Source organism: Mycobacterium triplex, from assembly GCF_000689255.1.
In the GTDB taxonomy this organism is placed as follows: Bacteria; Actinomycetota; Actinomycetes; order Mycobacteriales; family Mycobacteriaceae; genus Mycobacterium; species Mycobacterium triplex.
In genome coordinates, this window is the sequence record NZ_HG964446.1 from 3431533 (window position 1) to 3446226 (window position 14694).

Consider the following 14694-nt stretch of genomic DNA (forward strand, 5'->3'; position numbering starts at 1 on the left):
ATAGGGTTCCCGTCCACCGAAAGGATCGGCTCGATGCGCAGCCCCTACTCCGGGCGCCCTTTCACCACGTCAACGGCGGAAATCGCGGCGGCCTTGCAGGATGTCAGCATCCCCACGCTGCTGCTGTCGCTCGTCCACATCACCGGCGACCCGCGCTTCATCCGCGACTACAAGCAGATGGGCATCTTCCTCAACGAGGTGCAGGGATTCATGTCCGAGGAGGACAAGGCCCGCGCCCGTGCCGAGGCGCTGACCGTCATCACCGACTATCGCGACCGCGGCTGCCCCGAGCCGGAGCCGCTGAGCCTCTCGCTGATCCGGGAAATGATCGACTGGGCGGCCTGCGAGCACGTGCCCGACGACTACCTATCCTTGGTCGCCGAAGAACTGGACCTCGACGGGACCGACCCGCGCCGGCCCGCGGCGATACCGCCCGAGCGGGCGGGGGAGGTACCGGTGCTCGTAGTCGGATGCGGGGAATCGGGCCTGTTGGCCGGTGTCCGGCTGCAACAAGCCAACATCGGATTCACGATCGTGGAGAAGAACGCCGGCCCGGGCGGAACATGGTGGGAGAACAGCTATCCCGGTGCCCGAGTGGATGTTGCCAACCACTTCTATTGCTACAGCTTCGAACCCAACAACGAGTGGACACACTTCTTCGCCGAACAGGACGAGCTGCAGCACTACTTCACCAAAGTGATGAAGAAGCACAACCTGGCCGAGCACATCCGCTGGAACACCGAGGTTCTCGCCGCCGAATGGAATGACGACGAGGGCATCTGGAGCGTCTCGCTGCGCGATGCCGACGGACAGACCAGCAAGCTTAGGGTCCGCGCGCTGATCACCGCGGTCGGCCAGCTCAATCGGCCGCAGATCCCCGAATTCGACGGCGCCGAAAGCTTCGCGGGGCCGGCCTTTCACTCCGCGGCCTGGGATCACTCGGTCGACATCAGCGGCAAGCGGGTCGCCCTGATCGGCGCGGGTGCCAGCGGATTCCAGATCGCGCCCGCCATTGCCGGGGACGTCGAGCACCTCACGGTGTTCCAGCGCACCGCCCAGTGGATGTTCCCGAACGCGATGTACCACGACGAAGTCGGCGACGGCGTGCGCTGGGCGATGACCAACCTGCCGTTCTACGGACGGTGGTACCGGTTCCTGGTGCTGTGGCCCGGATCGGACAAGGGCCTGGACGCCGCCGAAGGCGACCCGAACTACACGGGTGACGACGCGGTCAGCGACATCAACGCCGCCGCCGCCATGATGTTCTCGCAGTGGATCACCAGCCAGGTCGACGACGACGAACTGTTGGCCAAGGTGATGCCCGACTATCCCGCCTGCGGCAAACGGACACTGCAGGACAACGGCAGCTGGCTTAAGACCCTGCAGCGCGACAACGTCGAACTGGTCCGCACGCCGATCCAGAAGATCACCCCCCGCGGGGTCGTCACCGAAGACGGTGTGGAGCACGAGGCCGACGTCATCGTGTACGCCACCGGATTCCGGCACACCGAGGTGCTGTGGCCGCTAAAAGTGATTGGCCGCAACGGAATTGACCTGCACCAGATGTGGGGGAGCCGTCCCTATGCCTACCTGGGCATCACGGTTCCGGATTTCCCCAACTTCTTCATCATCTACGGGCCCGGAACCCACCTCGCGCACGGCGGCAGCCTGATCTTCCAATCCGAACTGCAGATGCGCTACATCGACCAGTGCCTGGCGCGGCTGGCCGACGCCGACGTGCATTCGATGGAACCCAAGCCCGAGGCCGCGATCGACTGGCATCAACGGACGCAGACCCAGATCAAGAAAATGGTGTGGTCGCATCCAGCCGTCAAACACTCCTACTTCAAGAACGCCGACGGGGAGATCCACACCGTCAGCCCATGGCGCCTCAACGAATACTGGGCCGCGGTGCGCGAACCCGATTGGTCCCAATTCATTGTGCGACAACGCAGTTCGTAATTCGACCAGAAAGTGAGCACAGCACTATGCGCACGGTAGTCGTCGATGGACCCCGCAACATCCGGGTCGACACCCGGCCCGATCCCACGCTGCCCGGCGCCGACGGCGCGATCGTCGAAGTCAGTGCCGCCGGCATCTGCGGATCCGACCTGCATTTCTACGAGGCCGATTTCCCGATGCCCGACCCGATCGCGCTGGGCCACGAAGCGGTCGGCACCGTCGTGGAAGTCGGACCCGAGGTGCGCACCGTCAAGGCTGGAGATCAGGTCATGGTGTCGTCGGTGACCGGCTGCGGCAATTGTCCGGGGTGTGCCACCCGCGATCCGGTCATGTGCTACTCGGGTTTTCAGATCTTCGGCGGCGGCCTCCTCGGCGGTGCACAAGCCGATCTGCTCGCGGTGCCCGCCGCTGACTTCCAGCTGCTGAAGACTCCCGAGGGCATCAGCACCGAACAGGCTCTGCTGCTCACCGACAACCTGGCCACCGGATGGGCGGCAGCACAGCGTGCCGACATTCCGTTCGGCGGCACCGTGGCGGTCATCGGGCTGGGCGCCGTCGGACTGTGCGCGCTGCGCAGCGCGTTTTTTCAGGGCGCCGCAACGGTTTTCGCGATCGATATGGTCGACGGCCGCCTGGCCCGCGCTGCTCGGTGGGGTGCCACACCGGTCAAGGCGCCGGCCCTCGAGGCGATCATGGCGGCCACCCGCGGACGTGGCGCCGATGCGGTGATCGACGCCGTCGCCACCGATTCGTCCCTCACCGACGCGGTCAACACCGTCCGGCCCGGCGGGACGGTCTCGGTTGTCGGTGTGCACGACATGAATCCGTTCCCGCTCAATGCCCTGGGCTGCTTGATTCGCAGCACGACTATGCGCTTCACCACGGCGCCGGTGCAGCGCACCTGGCCGGAGCTGATCCCGCTGCTGCAATCGGGTCGCCTCGACGTCGACGGCATCTTCACCACCACAATGCCTTTGGATGAAGCGGCCAAGGGGTACGCGACCGCCGAGTCGCGGTCGGGCGATGACGTGAAGATTCTGCTGACGCCTTAGTCCGCGCCGTGCTGCGTTTCGCGGCGAACATGGTTAGCCAGGATCACCACGTCGACGCGATCCGTTACCGGGTTGCCGTTATGTACTGCGAATGCATGAAACCGTCGATTTTCACGTCGACATCGGGTGGCGTCATCCCGTAACCCGCCTGCAAATCGAGGATGTTGCGGACGGGCTCGACGCTCCAGCCGTGCCCGGCCAGCCATTCGGCCGGATCACCCTTCGGCTCGTAGGTGAGGGAGGAGAAATCCACATCGCCGGACATGTTGACTCCGGGGTGGTTGGTTTCCAGCGCTGCGAGCTGATCGTGGTCCAAACGCGATCCCAGTGCGCCGATGGCGATGCGGCTGCCCGGGGCGCTGAGCCCACTGATCCGGGTGAAGAGCGTGTTCTGGGCTTCATCGGTCAGGTAGGGGAGGATGCCCTCCACCGACCAGGCACTGGGCCTTTCGGTGTCGAAACCGGCCCCTTCCAGCGGCCCGGACCAGTCGGTGCGCAGGTCGGCCGCGACCGCGATCCGCGCCGCCTTGGGTACCGCGCCATGCTCACCCAGCACCTGCGCCTTGAATTCCAGGACTTTAGGCAGATCGATTTCGAAAACGCTTGTTCCGGGCGGCCATTCAAGACGATACGACCGGGAGTCCAAGCCCGCCGCGACGATCACCGCCTGCCGGATACCCGCGTCGCCCGCGGCGGTGAAAAAGTCGTCGAAGAAGCGTGTCTGCACACCGTAGAGACGCGGAAACGCGGTCTCGTCGTCGGTGTTGCCCGGATTGGCAAGCGCACCGGCCAGATACGGGTCCTGCGATGCCGCGATGAACAGCTTGGCGTACTCGTCGCGGACCAGTGGCTGCGGGCTCAGGGCGTGCACCGCGCGCCATCCCGCCACCAGCAGCGCGGTATAGCCGACGCTGCTGACGATGTCCCATTGGTCGTCATCGGAACGGAGCGAGCCGAATTCGGGCGCCGGACTCATGTCACCACGGTACCTGCGCGGGTGCGCTCACAGCTCGAGAATCACCGTTACCGGTCCATCGTTGACCAGTTCGACCTGCATGTTCGCCCCGAACACGCCGGTTTCGACGTGGGCGCCCAACCCGCGCAACGCTTCCGCGAACGCCGCAACCAGTGGCTCGGCCACCGCACCGGGGGCCGCGGCGTTCCAGGACGGCCGGCGGCCCTTCGCCGTGTCGGCGTACAGCGTGAACTGACTGACCACCAGGATCGGCGCATCGATATCGGCCGCGGAGCGTTCGTCGGCGAGAATACGGAGGTTCCAGAGCTTTTCGGCAAGCCGGCGCACTTTGTCGGGGTCGTCGCTGTGCGTGACGCCGACAAATGCCAGCAGCCCCTGGCTTTCGGGGTGGATCGCGCCCACCACCCGGCCGTCGACGGCCACCGCTGCCGAGGAGACCCGTTGCACCAGAACCCGCATGTGGTCGATGCTGCCAGGCGGGGTGGGTACGCTCGTCTGAGTGTCCGTCCTAGTCGCGTTTTCCGTTACCCCGCTCGGCGTGGGCGAGGGCGTCGGCGAGATCGTCGCCGAAGCGGTGCGGGTGGTGCGCGAGTCCGGACTGCCCAACAAGACCGATTCGATGTTCACCGTGATCGAGGGCGACACCTGGGAGGAAGTGATGGCGGTCGTACAGCGTGCCGTCGAGGCCGTGGCCGCTCGTGCCCCCAGGGTCAGCACGGTGATCAAGGCAGACATGCGAGCCGGCGTCCAGGACGCGATCACCCGGAAGGTCGCGACGGTCGAGCGCTACCTCGCCGACGGGTAGCGCCGCAGCCGACGGGTGTGCGCCCACGGCGTCTCGTGTGCATCCCCGGTGGCCCCAAGCGGCGTGTCCCCGCCGTCCGCGCACACTGCACGCCACGGATGCACACTCACGCCATGGTGACCCGGCGGCGCCAGTAGGCTCATGCCGGTGAGCGCACGCGCAGGCATCGTCGTCACCGGCACCGAAGTCCTCACCGGACGCGTCCAAGACAGAAACGGCCCGTGGATCGCCGACCGGCTGCTCGAGCTGGGCGTGGAGCTGGCCCACATCACCATCTGCGGGGATCGCCCCTCCGACATCGAGGCCCAACTGCGCTTCATGGCCGGCCAGGGTGTGGACCTGATCGTGACCAGCGGTGGGCTGGGCCCGACGGCCGACGACATGACCGTCGAGGTGGTGGCGCGGTTCTGCGAGCGCGAACTGGTGCTCGACGAAGAAGTCGAAGCCAAGATCGCCAACATCCTCAAAAAGCTTATGGCGCACTTCGATTCGGAGAGTTTCGACGCGGTGCGCGCGGCCAACCGCAAACAGGCCATGGTGCCCGCCGGCGCGCAGGTGCTCGATCCGGTGGGCACCGCCCCGGGTGTGGTGGTGCCCGGAAAGCCCGCGGTGATCGTGCTGCCCGGACCGCCGCGTGAGCTTCAGCCGATGTGGCACAAGGCCATCGAGACGCCCGCGGCGCAGCGGGCGATCGCCGGCCGGACGATCTACCGCCAGGAGACCATCCGGATGTTCGGGCTGCCCGAGTCCGGGCTGGCCGAAACGCTGCGTGACGCCCAGCATTCCGTCGCCGGATTCTCCTCGCTGGAGATCACCACCTGCCTTCGGCGAGGCGAGATCGAAATGGTGACCCGCTACGAGCCGGACGCGGCGCCGGCCTACGCCCACCTGACCCGGCTGCTGCGCGACCGGCACTCTGCGCAGCTGTACTCCGAAGACGGATCGCAGGTGGACGATCTCGTCGCGCGGTTACTGTCCGGGCGCCGGATAGCGACCGCGGAATCCTGCACAGCGGGGCTGCTGGCCGCGCGGCTGACCGACCGGCCCGGATCGTCGGCGTACGTGATGGGCGGCGTGGTCAGCTACTCCAACGACGCGAAGATCCAGCTGCTCGGCGTGGATGCGGCGCTGATCGATACGCACGGCGCGGTGTCCGAGCCGGTGGCCGAGGCGATGGCGGCCGGCGCCCTGCAGCGCTTCGGCGCCGATACCGCCGTCGCGATCACCGGGATCGCAGGACCCGGCGGGGGAACGCCGGACAAGCCGGTGGGGACGGTCTGCTTCACCGTGCGGCTGGCCGGCCCCGGCGCCGCGGACCAGATAGTCACCCGGACCCTACGGCTGCCGGGCAACCGCTCCGACGTCCGTGAGCGGTCGGCGACGGTCGCGATGCACATGCTGCGTCGCGCGCTGAGCGAGCAAGCGCCGCTCTAGCTCACTTGACTTCCGTTGGGAGAAAAGCGGTTTCGGCGGTACCGAAGCGAATGCCGGTGGCATCCTTCCCGATCAGCGTCAGTATCGCCACGGTCAGCAGCACCGGCACGATCGTGGCGGTCAGCGCGAACGGATAGCCGTGGGACTCGGCCAGCGCCTCCTGGATCGGAAGGTTGAACGCGGCGAGCAGATTTCCGAGCTGATAGGTCACGCCGGGGTAGAGGCCGCGGATGGCGTCGGGCGACATCTCGGTCAGGTGCGCCGGGATCACGCCCCAGGCGCCCTGCACGCAGACCTGCATCAAAAACGATCCGAGACACAGCATCGCCGCGGTCCGCGAGTAGGCGAACATCGGGACGATCGGCAGCCCCAAGATCGCACAGAACACCACGGTGTAGCGGCGGCTGAACCGTTGCGACATGGAACCGAAGAACAGCCCACCGATGATGGCACCGATGTTGTAGACCACCACGATCCATTTGACCGTCACGCTGTCGAGGCCCGCGCCGTGATTGGCCGTCGAACCCAGGAACGTCGGGTAGACGTCCTGCGTGCCATGGCTCATCCAGTTGAAGGCCGTCATCAGCAGCACCAGGTAGAAGAACCGGCGAACGATCTTGCCGTCGCGCAGCACGTCGGTGACTTTGGTGTTGGTGAGCTTCATCTGGTCCTGGGCGGCTTCCCACACCTCGGACTCCTGCACCCGGTAGCGGATGATCAGGCTGATCAGTGCCGGGATGATCGACAGGCCGAACAACCAGCGCCACGACAATCCCATCCAGTCCATCACCACCAGCGATCCGATGCTGGCCAGCAGATAACCGAAGGCGTAGCCCTCCTGAAGCAGACCGGAGAAAAAGCCCCGCCGCTCGACGGGGACCTTCTCCATCGCGAGCGCGGCCCCCAGCCCCCATTCACCGCCCATGCCAAGGCCGTACAGCAGTCGCAGGATCACCAGGATGGTGAAGTTGGGCGCGAACGCGCACAGGAAGCCGACGACGGAGTAGAAGATCACGTCCACCATCAGCGGCGTTCGGCGACCGACCCGGTCGGCCCAGAGCCCGAACAACAAGGCGCCCACCGGGCGCATGACCAGAGTCGCTGTCGTGATGAACGCGACCTCGGCCTTGCTGTGGTGGAAAGTCTTTGCGATATCGGCATAGACGAACACGACGATGAAGTAATCGAAGGCATCCATCGTCCAGCCCAACATCGCGGCAATGAACGAATTTCGCTGGTCGGCGGTGATCCGTTGAGTTGTCACGTCAAGCATCGTGGCGCACCGCGAGCCGTTTGACCATCCAACACGTGCGAGTAGATTGCGATCACATGCGCATCATCGATGCCGATGGACATGTCGCGGAAAATTCCTCGCTGGCGATCGAAGCGATCAAACGGTGGCCCGACCACGTGAAGCCCAGCACCGACCGGCGCCTACGGCTGATGATCGAAGGCCGCAACTATCCGGAGGATCGCGGCCCGGGCGCCGGTTGTCCGCCCGAACACGGGATCAGCAAGTCGCCCAACATCAACTGCTCGTCGCCCGACGGCGTGCTGGGGGATGCCGATCGCGATCACATCGACACGATGGTGCTGTATCCGAGCCTGGGACTGTGTGCGCCAAGCCTCGAAGACCCGGAATTCGCGGCGGGTTTCGCGCGGCTGTACAACCAGTGGATCGCCGACTACTGCGCCTCGTCGGGCGGCCGGTTGCGCGGCGTGGCCGTGACCCCGATCGAGCACGGACAGCCGGCCATCGACGTGATGACCGAAGCCAAGGAGCTCGGGCTGGTGGCAACGCTGGTCCCGCCGGCGTTGAAGACCCGAAACCTGGATCACCCCGATCTCGACTCGTTTTACGCCGCCGCGGTGGAACTGCAGATGCCACTGGGCATTCACGGCGCCCCGGGGATTCATCTGCCGAAGATCGGGGTGGACCGCTTCACCAACTACATCCAGGTGCACTGCATCAGCTTTCCGTTCGACCAGATGACGGCGATGACCGCGATGGTCTCCGGCGGCGTCTTCGAGCGCCATCCTCGGTTGCGGGTCGCCTTCCTCGAAGCGGGCGCGGGCTGGGTCCCGTTCTTCATGGACCGCCTGCACGAGCACTACGAGAAGCGGGGGGATTGGGTCGAGCGCGGGTGGCGGCGCGATCCGCACGAATACCTGTCCGCGGGCAACATCTTCGTGACGTGTGAGCCCGAAGAACCGATCCTGCCCGGCGTGATCGACGTGCTGGGCGCCGACTTCATCATGTTCGCCAGCGACTACCCGCACTGGGACGGCGAGTGGCCGGAGAGCACCAAGCACCTGCGCACCCGCGCCGACATCAGCGAAGAGGCGCGGGAGAAGATCGCCGGGCGCAACGCACAACGCTTCTACGCGCTGAACTGAGTTACCCGCCTATCCAACGGGCCTGCCCGGCACTCAATTCGGTGCCGACGGCGACCGCGGGTGGCAGGATCTTCGGGCATGGGCCCTTTTCTGCTACGCGCTGCATTGACCGGTTTTGCCCTCTGGATCGTCACCCACTTCGTGCACGGGCTGAGCTTCGTCGGCGGCAAGACTCCGCTGGAGCGAATCGGCATCATCTTCGTCGTGGCCGTGATCTTCGGTCTGGTCAACGCGTTCATCAAGCCAATCGTTCAGTTCTTGTCGATCCCGCTGTACATCCTGACCCTTGGTCTCTTCCACATCGTCGTCAACGCGTTGATGCTGTGGCTGACCGCGCGAATCACCGAGCACACCACGCACTGGGGGCTGGCGATCGACCACTTCTGGTGGACGGCGATCTGGGCCGCGATCCTGTTGTCGATCGTGAGCTGGCTGCTGTCCCTGGTGGTCCGCGACGTCGACCGGCACGCGCGCCGCTGATCGATCAGCGCGCCTGCCACCGCGGCGGGCGTTTCTCGGCGAATGCGCGCGGCCCCTCCTTGGCGTCCTCGGTCGCGAAAACCCGATCGCTGTGCCGGGTTTCGTTGTCATAGGCCGACTCGAGGTCGAGCGCTAACCCTTCGACGGCAGACTGCTTGGTCGCAAAGACCGCCAGCGGCGCGTTGGCCGCGATCCGCTCCGCATAGTCGTAGGCGGTGTCCATCAACCGCTGCGCCGGGACGACCTGGTTCAGCAGCCCCATTTCCAGGGCTCGCTGGGCGTCCACCATGTCGGCGGTCAACAACAGTTCCATCGCCAGGGTGTACGGGATCTGGCGCGGCAGCCGCACCGTGCTGCCGCCGCCGGCGAAGAGCCCGCGTTTGGGCTCCATCACCGCGAATCGCGCTTCGGGCACCGCGACGCGAATGTCGGTGCAGCCCAACATTTCAAAGCCACCAGCGATACACGTGCCGTTCACCGCGGCGACGATCGGCTTGTAGATCGGGAAGCGATGCAGTACGGCATGGATGGCGTCCAGTGCATCCCATCCCTCGGGTTTGGGAAGGTCGCCGGTCAGTTCGGGAATGAATTTCTTCAGATCGGCGCCGGTGCAGAAATCCCGCCCGACGCCGGTGACCACAGCAACCCAGGCGCCGTCGTCGTCACGGAAGTCGGCCCACGCGTGAGCCAAATCGCGGAAATGTTCCATATCCAGCGAGTTGCGCGTCTCGGGACGGTTGATCGTAATGGTGGCAATGTGAGCGTTAAGCGCGTAATCGATGCTCACGGGTGTTCCACCGTTTCGGTTCGTCGTTGCTACCGTCACTGAAATAGTAAGGGTTTCAGTGACCTTCGCTTGCCAGCCGGGTGCAGGCAAACTGGCCGATTTACGCAATTTCACTCGGTAAATCTCAATTGCACATATGCTTAGCAACGACGTGAAAACCGACGGGGGTCGGTTTGACGACAACCCTGCCGGCCTTAATTGGGACAAGGACGGCGTCGCCCGATACAGCCCACGACGACGGGATGTCGCAGAGATGGACACTGCCTCGATTGGAATCGCACGGCCCAACAACGGGTCGTATCTTGGCCATGCGCCAAGCGGCCTGCGGACGGTCACCAGGCGCACCGGTTCCTCGGTAGTCGTCCACGTCGGCGGTGACATCGACGCCAGCAACGAGACCGCGTGGCAGGACGTGCTGAGCCGCGGCGCCGCCGAAACCGTCGCACCCGGTCCGTTCGTGATCGACGTGTGCGACCTCGATTTCATGGGGTCGTGCGGCTATGCCGCGCTGGCGCACGAGGCGGCGGAATGTCGCAGTCGCGGCGTCACACTGCGACTGGTGACCAGCCAGCCGATCGTGGCCCGAACCATCGCCGCGTGCGGACTGCATCCGCTGCTGCCGACGTACGAGACCGTCCAGATGGCGCTCTCGCCGGTCAGCGATCAGGGCTGACCAGCCGCACCACGTCGCGCGCGCAACCCCAGGACAACGTCACGCCATTGCCGCCGTGCCCGTAGTTGTGGATGCAGCGCGCCGTCCCGAGCGGCTCGGCTTCCAGCCGCACCGACGGACGATCGGGCCGCAGCCCGGTAATCGTCTCGATCACCTCGGCCTCGGCAAGCCTCGGCTCGATCCGGCGGCAGCGCGCCAGGATGCGCTCGGTGATGTCGGGTTTCGCAGTGGTGTCCCAACGATCCGGGATGCTGATCCCGCCGCACACCACCCGTTGCGGGTGCGGGAAGTAGCAAACCCATTCCGGGCCATTGTTGATCTCTAGAAACAGTTGCCGCAGACCAGGATTGGCGAGCACGACATGTTGGCCGAACAGGGGCCGCACCGTGTCGTCGCCCACCAGCGCCCGGGCGCCGAGTCCGGAACAGTTGATCACGATCGGCGCCGCCTCGGCGGCCTCGGCCAGCGACTGCACGGGGTGCTCCTCGATCTCGCAGCCCGCCGCGGCGAGTCGCCGCGTGAGGTAGCCGAGGTAGTGCGGCATGTCGATCATCGGCAGCGTCGCGCGAAACCCGGTCCGATAGCCCCCCGGCAGTTCGGCCGGCTCGGCCGGCCGCAACTCGGGGATCAGCCGCGCCGCCGACGACATCGCCTCGGTCGCGGTCAATTCGCCGACGCTGAGCGCCGGCGCCAGCTGCACCCCGGTGCCGGGATCGGCGGCGAGTTCGCGAAACACCCCCAGCGAATGTTCGGTCCACGCCAGGGTTTTGGTGGCCCGTTCGGCCGGTCGCGGCGGAGCCCAGACCGCACCGGCCACTACCGACGTCGTCTGCGCGGGCATCGCGGCGGTCCACACCCGCACCGGCCACCCGGCCTCGGCCAGACACAGGGCCGAGGTCAGTCCGCTGACTCCGGCACCGACGACGACGATCTGCTGCGCGCTGGCCACGACGCCACGCTAGTCGTCGTCAGGTGCCGGGGACGCGCATCCCGTTCGGGCCGAGCAGCCCGTTGAGAGTGCCCAGGGTGCCCTGCAATTGGGCCCCCGCGATCGGGCCGGGGACGGCGGCGGGTACCGGGGCGTCCGGGGTCAGCTGCCAGGGCTGGCAGCCGTCGGTCTTGAACGCCTTGTCCGTCGGTTCGATCTTGACCACCTGCGGCTTTTTGGTGAGCGAGTTGTCGATCAGCGCGCCGTCCGGGTTGGCCGTCCGCTTCCAGTAGCAGGTGCCGTCGCCGACCGGGCCGCCGCTGCTGTAGATGCCCGGCACGATGTCGGTGCCCACCGCGTACAGGCCGTCTTTGTCCATGACCGTCTTCGGCGCGCCCCCGGGCGGTGCGGGTGAGGGTGATGCCGACGGCGACGCCGCGGGAGCCGGTGCGGGCGGTGCCGACTGGCTTGGCGAAGGCCCGGGTGCCGGACCGCGCGTGTCATCGGGATCGGCGCTGGCAACGGCGGTGGACGCGGCCCAGCCGGCGACCATCAGACTCGCCGCAACCAACCTTGCCGCGATCGGTACTGCACCCATAGACATCGAGGGTACCGGGGTCGAGAACCTAATTCACATCGCTGTGAAATCCGCCGAGCAGCATCGGAGCGCCTAGGGGAGCCGACGCACCTTGCCGGCGTAACCGAGCGCGTGCTCGTAGGTCTCGAGGTTGTCCCGCGAAATCTTCGCGTGCACCGGGCGCTCGAGGAAGAAGCGCAGCACCGGGTTGTAGGCGTGATACGTCTCGTGGAACGTCAGCACGGTGGTGCCGTCGGGCTGCTCCTCGAGCTCGTGATATCCCTCGGCGCGCGACCACAACGGGGCGCCGACGGCCACATACCGCGACAGCTTGTTGAGCTCGGCTTCGGTCACGGTCTCCCAGGACCGCGCCCGGCCACCGGTCAGCAGGTATTTGGGCACTTCGAAGATGCAGGTGCGGACCAGGCCCTCACCGGCTTCGTTGCCCTCGTTCAGGATTTCCATGCTGCCGGTCGGCCACTTGAGCACCCGCGGCCGCGGCGCGTCTGGTGGCGCCGGGGGATGCAGCACGCGCCAGACCTTTTTCGGCGGCGCGTCGACGTGGAATCGCACGGTGTAGGACTGCATCAGCCATCTCCATCAGCCGGTATCCAACTGTTCCAAAACGTGATGGTCTCCGCGGGCGGCCGCGTGGCCGGGCGGAAGTCGGTGCCGATCGTGTAGGCGACCGGGAACAGCGCGGCCTGCGTGACCGTCGGCGGAATGCCGAGCAGCTCGGCCACCTCCTGCTCCTTGAACAGATGCATCGTCGTCCACACCGAGCCCAGCCCGCGCGAGCGCAGCGCCAGCAGAAAGCTCCAGCCCGCCGGAATGATCGACGCCCATGCGGCCGCGGCGATCCCCGGCTCGGCGGTGTCGATGCGCTGGTTCAGACAGGGGATGACATGCACCGGAACCTGTCCCAGCGTCTCGGTCAGGTTCATGGCGCTGCGGTACACCCGCTGCGTTTGCGGGTCCGTCGCATTGTCGACGGCGTACGCCAGGTACTGCGAGCCGATGCTGCGGTAGATCTCGGCGATGGCCGCGCGCTTGTCCGCGTCGGTGATCACCAGCCAGCGCCAGTCCTGCGTGTTGCTGGCCGTCGGCGCCTGCATCGCCAGCTGGATGCATTCCAGAATCACCTCGCGACCGACCGGCCGGGTCAAATCGAGGCGTTTACGAACCGAGCGGGTAGTGCTCAGCAGTTCGTCGACGGTGGCGATGTCCATTGGTTCCTTCCGGGTTGTCAGAGGTCGATGGCGCAGGATTGGTCGACACCCAGCACGGTCAGGGCGCGTCCCAGTCCCAGAAACACCGCGACGCACAACGTCAGATCCAGAATCTCCTCGTCGGAGAACGATGCTCGAAGTCGTTGGAAGAACGCGTCATCCATCGACGCGTGGTCGTTGGCGAACCGCTCGGCGTATTCGATGGCGAGGCGCTGGCGTGGGGTGTAGCCGGGGTAGTCGGCGTACGCGGCGACGTTGTCGTAGAGCTCGGGCGCTACACCCGCGTCGAGCACCGACTGCGCGCGAAAACCCGAACAGGCCACGCAATCGTTGATCTGCGCGATCCGCATCCTGGCCAGCTCGCGCTCGTCGGCCGGCAGGATGCTCTGCTGATAGGCGCCGCGGATCATGGTTTCGACCATGCCGCCGAGCTGTGGCCGCAGCGTCCAGATCATCGCTGCTTCGCCACCCGGACCCTCCGGCACGTCGAGCCTTGCCATGCGAAAACTCCTGCCCGGTAAGGACGGTACCGAATTGAGCAAACCAGATTCTCAACTCGGCTGTCTAGGCCGCCGACTAGGCGCAATTAGGCATATGACTAACCCGCCCTGGACGCGAAAAACTGCCGGGGTTACCGTCCGTGGAGCGGCCTTGCGCCCAGCGCCGCGAATGGGAGGTCTGTGCGTGCTGTTCATGCACGAACTACACACGGTGCGCGGCCGCAAGGAAGACGAGTTCGAGGCGGCGTTCCGGGACGGCTGGATGAGAATCCTGGCGCGCGGCGACGACGCTCGATTGCTGTGGTACGCCAATCAGGCACACGGCAGCGGCCCCGCGTACACCGTCGTCACCGTGACCGCGGTTCGCGACGGCGCGGCGTGGGAGCGGCTGACCTTGCGGGTGCAGAAGGGCGACCTTCAGGAGTGGATGCGCGGTCTCGACGAGCTCCGCCACGAGGTCGAAGCGAAGCTGCTGATGCCGCTGCCCTGGTCGCCGCTGCACGTCCAGTTCGACCAGGTGCCGGTGGACGGGCGAGAGCACGAGATGACGCTCTACATGGAAGACACCATGTGGCCCTACGAGGACAAGTTCGAGGAGTACATCGTGCGCTGCGGCGAGGTGTACGCCCGCAGTCTCGAGGAGCCTTCCTCCATGCTGTCGATGCACGCCGCATTCCAGCCGGCCCTGGGCAGTCACGTGCGGCGCGAGGTGATCCTGATGCAGCGCATCAGCCGGCCAGACGCGCTGCTCGACCTGCTCCGCAGCCATATACCGGCCGAGTACCGCGCTCCGGGCACCTGGATGTACGACGCGCTGGACCTGCGCGACCAGTGGACCAGCCGGTTGCTGCGCACCTCCGAGTGGTCACCGCTGTTTTAGGGGTACTGCACCGG

17 protein-coding genes are annotated in these 14694 nt (G+C 66.1%); 8 read left to right on the top strand and 9 right to left on the bottom strand.

Annotated features, from left to right (window positions below; translation table 11 throughout):
* Positions 1-33: 33 nt before the first annotated feature.
* The gene (locus tag BN973_RS15865; RefSeq protein WP_036469262.1) at positions 34-1962 is read left to right on the top strand and encodes a flavin-containing monooxygenase; all 1929 of its coding nucleotides are present in this window, start codon (positions 34-36) and stop codon (positions 1960-1962) included.
* A gap of 26 nt (positions 1963-1988) precedes the next feature.
* Positions 1989-3014, top strand: a complete 1026-nt coding sequence (locus BN973_RS15870) for an alcohol dehydrogenase catalytic domain-containing protein (protein ID WP_036469265.1) — start codon at positions 1989-1991, stop codon at positions 3012-3014.
* A 64-nt stretch (positions 3015-3078) separates the two neighbouring features.
* Here the strand turns inward: BN973_RS15870 and BN973_RS15875 are convergent, their stop codons facing one another.
* Positions 3079-3990 carry a class I SAM-dependent methyltransferase gene (locus BN973_RS15875; protein ID WP_036469266.1) on the bottom strand — a complete coding sequence of 304 codons (912 nt, stop codon included), beginning with the start codon at positions 3988-3990 and terminating at the stop codon, positions 3079-3081.
* Positions 3991-4017: 27 nt separating this feature from the next.
* Positions 4018-4449, bottom strand: coding sequence for a D-aminoacyl-tRNA deacylase (dtd, locus tag BN973_RS15880; RefSeq protein ID WP_036469268.1), 432 nt, complete (start codon positions 4447-4449; stop codon positions 4018-4020).
* A 40-nt stretch (positions 4450-4489) separates the two neighbouring features.
* On the opposite strand from dtd, the gene BN973_RS15885 reads away from it, so the two are divergent.
* Complete coding sequence (locus tag BN973_RS15885) at positions 4490-4795, top strand: MTH1187 family thiamine-binding protein (protein ID WP_036469269.1); 306 nt, start codon at positions 4490-4492, stop codon at positions 4793-4795.
* A gap of 147 nt (positions 4796-4942) precedes the next feature.
* Positions 4943-6229: a competence/damage-inducible protein A gene (locus BN973_RS15890; protein ID WP_455429685.1), complete on the top strand. Its 1287-nt coding sequence runs from the start codon at positions 4943-4945 to the stop codon at positions 6227-6229.
* Position 6230: 1 nt separating this feature from the next.
* On the opposite strand, the gene BN973_RS15895 is transcribed toward BN973_RS15890, so the two are convergent.
* Entirely contained in the window at positions 6231-7502 is a 1272-nt protein-coding gene (locus tag BN973_RS15895) for an MFS transporter (RefSeq protein WP_407067583.1), read from the bottom strand.
* A gap of 56 nt (positions 7503-7558) precedes the next feature.
* On the opposite strand from BN973_RS15895, the gene BN973_RS15900 reads away from it, so the two are divergent.
* Positions 7559-8626, top strand: coding sequence for an amidohydrolase family protein (locus BN973_RS15900; protein WP_036469273.1), 1068 nt, complete (start codon positions 7559-7561; stop codon positions 8624-8626).
* A gap of 78 nt (positions 8627-8704) precedes the next feature.
* Positions 8705-9106: a phage holin family protein gene (locus BN973_RS15905; protein WP_036469275.1), complete on the top strand. Its 402-nt coding sequence runs from the start codon at positions 8705-8707 to the stop codon at positions 9104-9106.
* 4 nt (positions 9107-9110) lie between these two features.
* On the opposite strand, the gene BN973_RS15910 is transcribed toward BN973_RS15905, so the two are convergent.
* Positions 9111-10076 carry an enoyl-CoA hydratase/isomerase family protein gene (locus BN973_RS15910; RefSeq protein WP_232232092.1) on the bottom strand — a complete coding sequence of 322 codons (966 nt, stop codon included), beginning with the start codon at positions 10074-10076 and terminating at the stop codon, positions 9111-9113.
* 70 nt (positions 10077-10146) lie between these two features.
* Between BN973_RS15910 and BN973_RS15915 the strand changes: the two genes are divergently transcribed.
* Positions 10147-10566 carry an anti-sigma factor antagonist gene (locus tag BN973_RS15915; protein ID WP_036469279.1) on the top strand — a complete coding sequence of 140 codons (420 nt, stop codon included), beginning with the start codon at positions 10147-10149 and terminating at the stop codon, positions 10564-10566.
* Here BN973_RS15915 and BN973_RS15920 read toward each other — a convergent pair.
* The 5 genes from BN973_RS15920 to BN973_RS15940 form a co-directional block, all read right to left on the bottom strand.
* A complete protein-coding gene (locus tag BN973_RS15920) occupies positions 10550-11515 on the bottom strand; it encodes an FAD-dependent oxidoreductase (RefSeq protein WP_036469280.1) in 966 nt (321 codons plus the stop codon). The two genes, BN973_RS15915 and BN973_RS15920, sit on opposite strands and share 17 nt — an antisense overlap.
* Positions 11516-11534: 19 nt before the next feature.
* A complete protein-coding gene (locus tag BN973_RS31380; protein WP_051641285.1) occupies positions 11535-12092 on the bottom strand; it encodes a hypothetical protein in 558 nt (185 codons plus the stop codon).
* A gap of 72 nt (positions 12093-12164) precedes the next feature.
* Positions 12165-12659, bottom strand: a complete 495-nt coding sequence (locus tag BN973_RS15930; RefSeq protein WP_036469284.1) for an SRPBCC family protein — start codon at positions 12657-12659, stop codon at positions 12165-12167.
* Positions 12659-13300 carry a nitroreductase family protein gene (locus tag BN973_RS15935; protein WP_036469287.1) on the bottom strand — a complete coding sequence of 214 codons (642 nt, stop codon included), beginning with the start codon at positions 13298-13300 and terminating at the stop codon, positions 12659-12661. The genes BN973_RS15930 and BN973_RS15935 overlap by 1 nt, the downstream gene beginning before the upstream one ends.
* A gap of 17 nt (positions 13301-13317) precedes the next feature.
* A complete protein-coding gene (locus BN973_RS15940) occupies positions 13318-13800 on the bottom strand; it encodes a carboxymuconolactone decarboxylase family protein (protein ID WP_036469289.1) in 483 nt (160 codons plus the stop codon).
* A gap of 193 nt (positions 13801-13993) precedes the next feature.
* Here BN973_RS15940 and BN973_RS15945 point away from each other — a divergent pair, with 193 nt between their 5' ends.
* On the top strand, positions 13994-14680 hold the full coding sequence (locus tag BN973_RS15945; RefSeq protein ID WP_232232210.1) for a hypothetical protein: 687 nt from the start codon (positions 13994-13996) through the stop codon (positions 14678-14680).
* The last annotated feature ends 14 nt before the right edge of the window (positions 14681-14694 follow it).

Bases quoted from the DNA above. Each gene is read 5' to 3' on its own strand.
- BN973_RS15865 (WP_036469262.1), top strand. From the start codon at position 34: ATGCGCAGCCCCTACTCCGGGCGCCCTTTCACCACGTCAACGGCGGAA.
- BN973_RS15870 (WP_036469265.1), top strand. From the start codon at position 1,989: ATGCGCACGGTAGTCGTCGATGGACCCCGCAACATCCGGGTCGACACC.
- BN973_RS15875 (WP_036469266.1), bottom strand. From the start codon at position 3,990: ATGAGTCCGGCGCCCGAATTCGGCTCGCTCCGTTCCGATGACGACCAA.
- dtd (WP_036469268.1), bottom strand. From the start codon at position 4,449: ATGCGGGTTCTGGTGCAACGGGTCTCCTCGGCAGCGGTGGCCGTCGAC.
- BN973_RS15895 (WP_407067583.1), bottom strand. From the start codon at position 7,502: ATGCTTGACGTGACAACTCAACGGATCACCGCCGACCAGCGAAATTCG.
- BN973_RS15900 (WP_036469273.1), top strand. From the start codon at position 7,559: ATGCGCATCATCGATGCCGATGGACATGTCGCGGAAAATTCCTCGCTG.
- BN973_RS15905 (WP_036469275.1), top strand. From the start codon at position 8,705: ATGGGCCCTTTTCTGCTACGCGCTGCATTGACCGGTTTTGCCCTCTGG.
- BN973_RS15915 (WP_036469279.1), top strand. From the start codon at position 10,147: ATGGACACTGCCTCGATTGGAATCGCACGGCCCAACAACGGGTCGTAT.
- BN973_RS31380 (WP_051641285.1), bottom strand. From the start codon at position 12,092: ATGGGTGCAGTACCGATCGCGGCAAGGTTGGTTGCGGCGAGTCTGATG.
- BN973_RS15930 (WP_036469284.1), bottom strand. From the start codon at position 12,659: ATGCAGTCCTACACCGTGCGATTCCACGTCGACGCGCCGCCGAAAAAG.
- BN973_RS15935 (WP_036469287.1), bottom strand. From the start codon at position 13,300: ATGGACATCGCCACCGTCGACGAACTGCTGAGCACTACCCGCTCGGTT.
- BN973_RS15940 (WP_036469289.1), bottom strand. From the start codon at position 13,800: ATGGCAAGGCTCGACGTGCCGGAGGGTCCGGGTGGCGAAGCAGCGATG.
- BN973_RS15945 (WP_232232210.1), top strand. From the start codon at position 13,994: ATGCACGAACTACACACGGTGCGCGGCCGCAAGGAAGACGAGTTCGAG.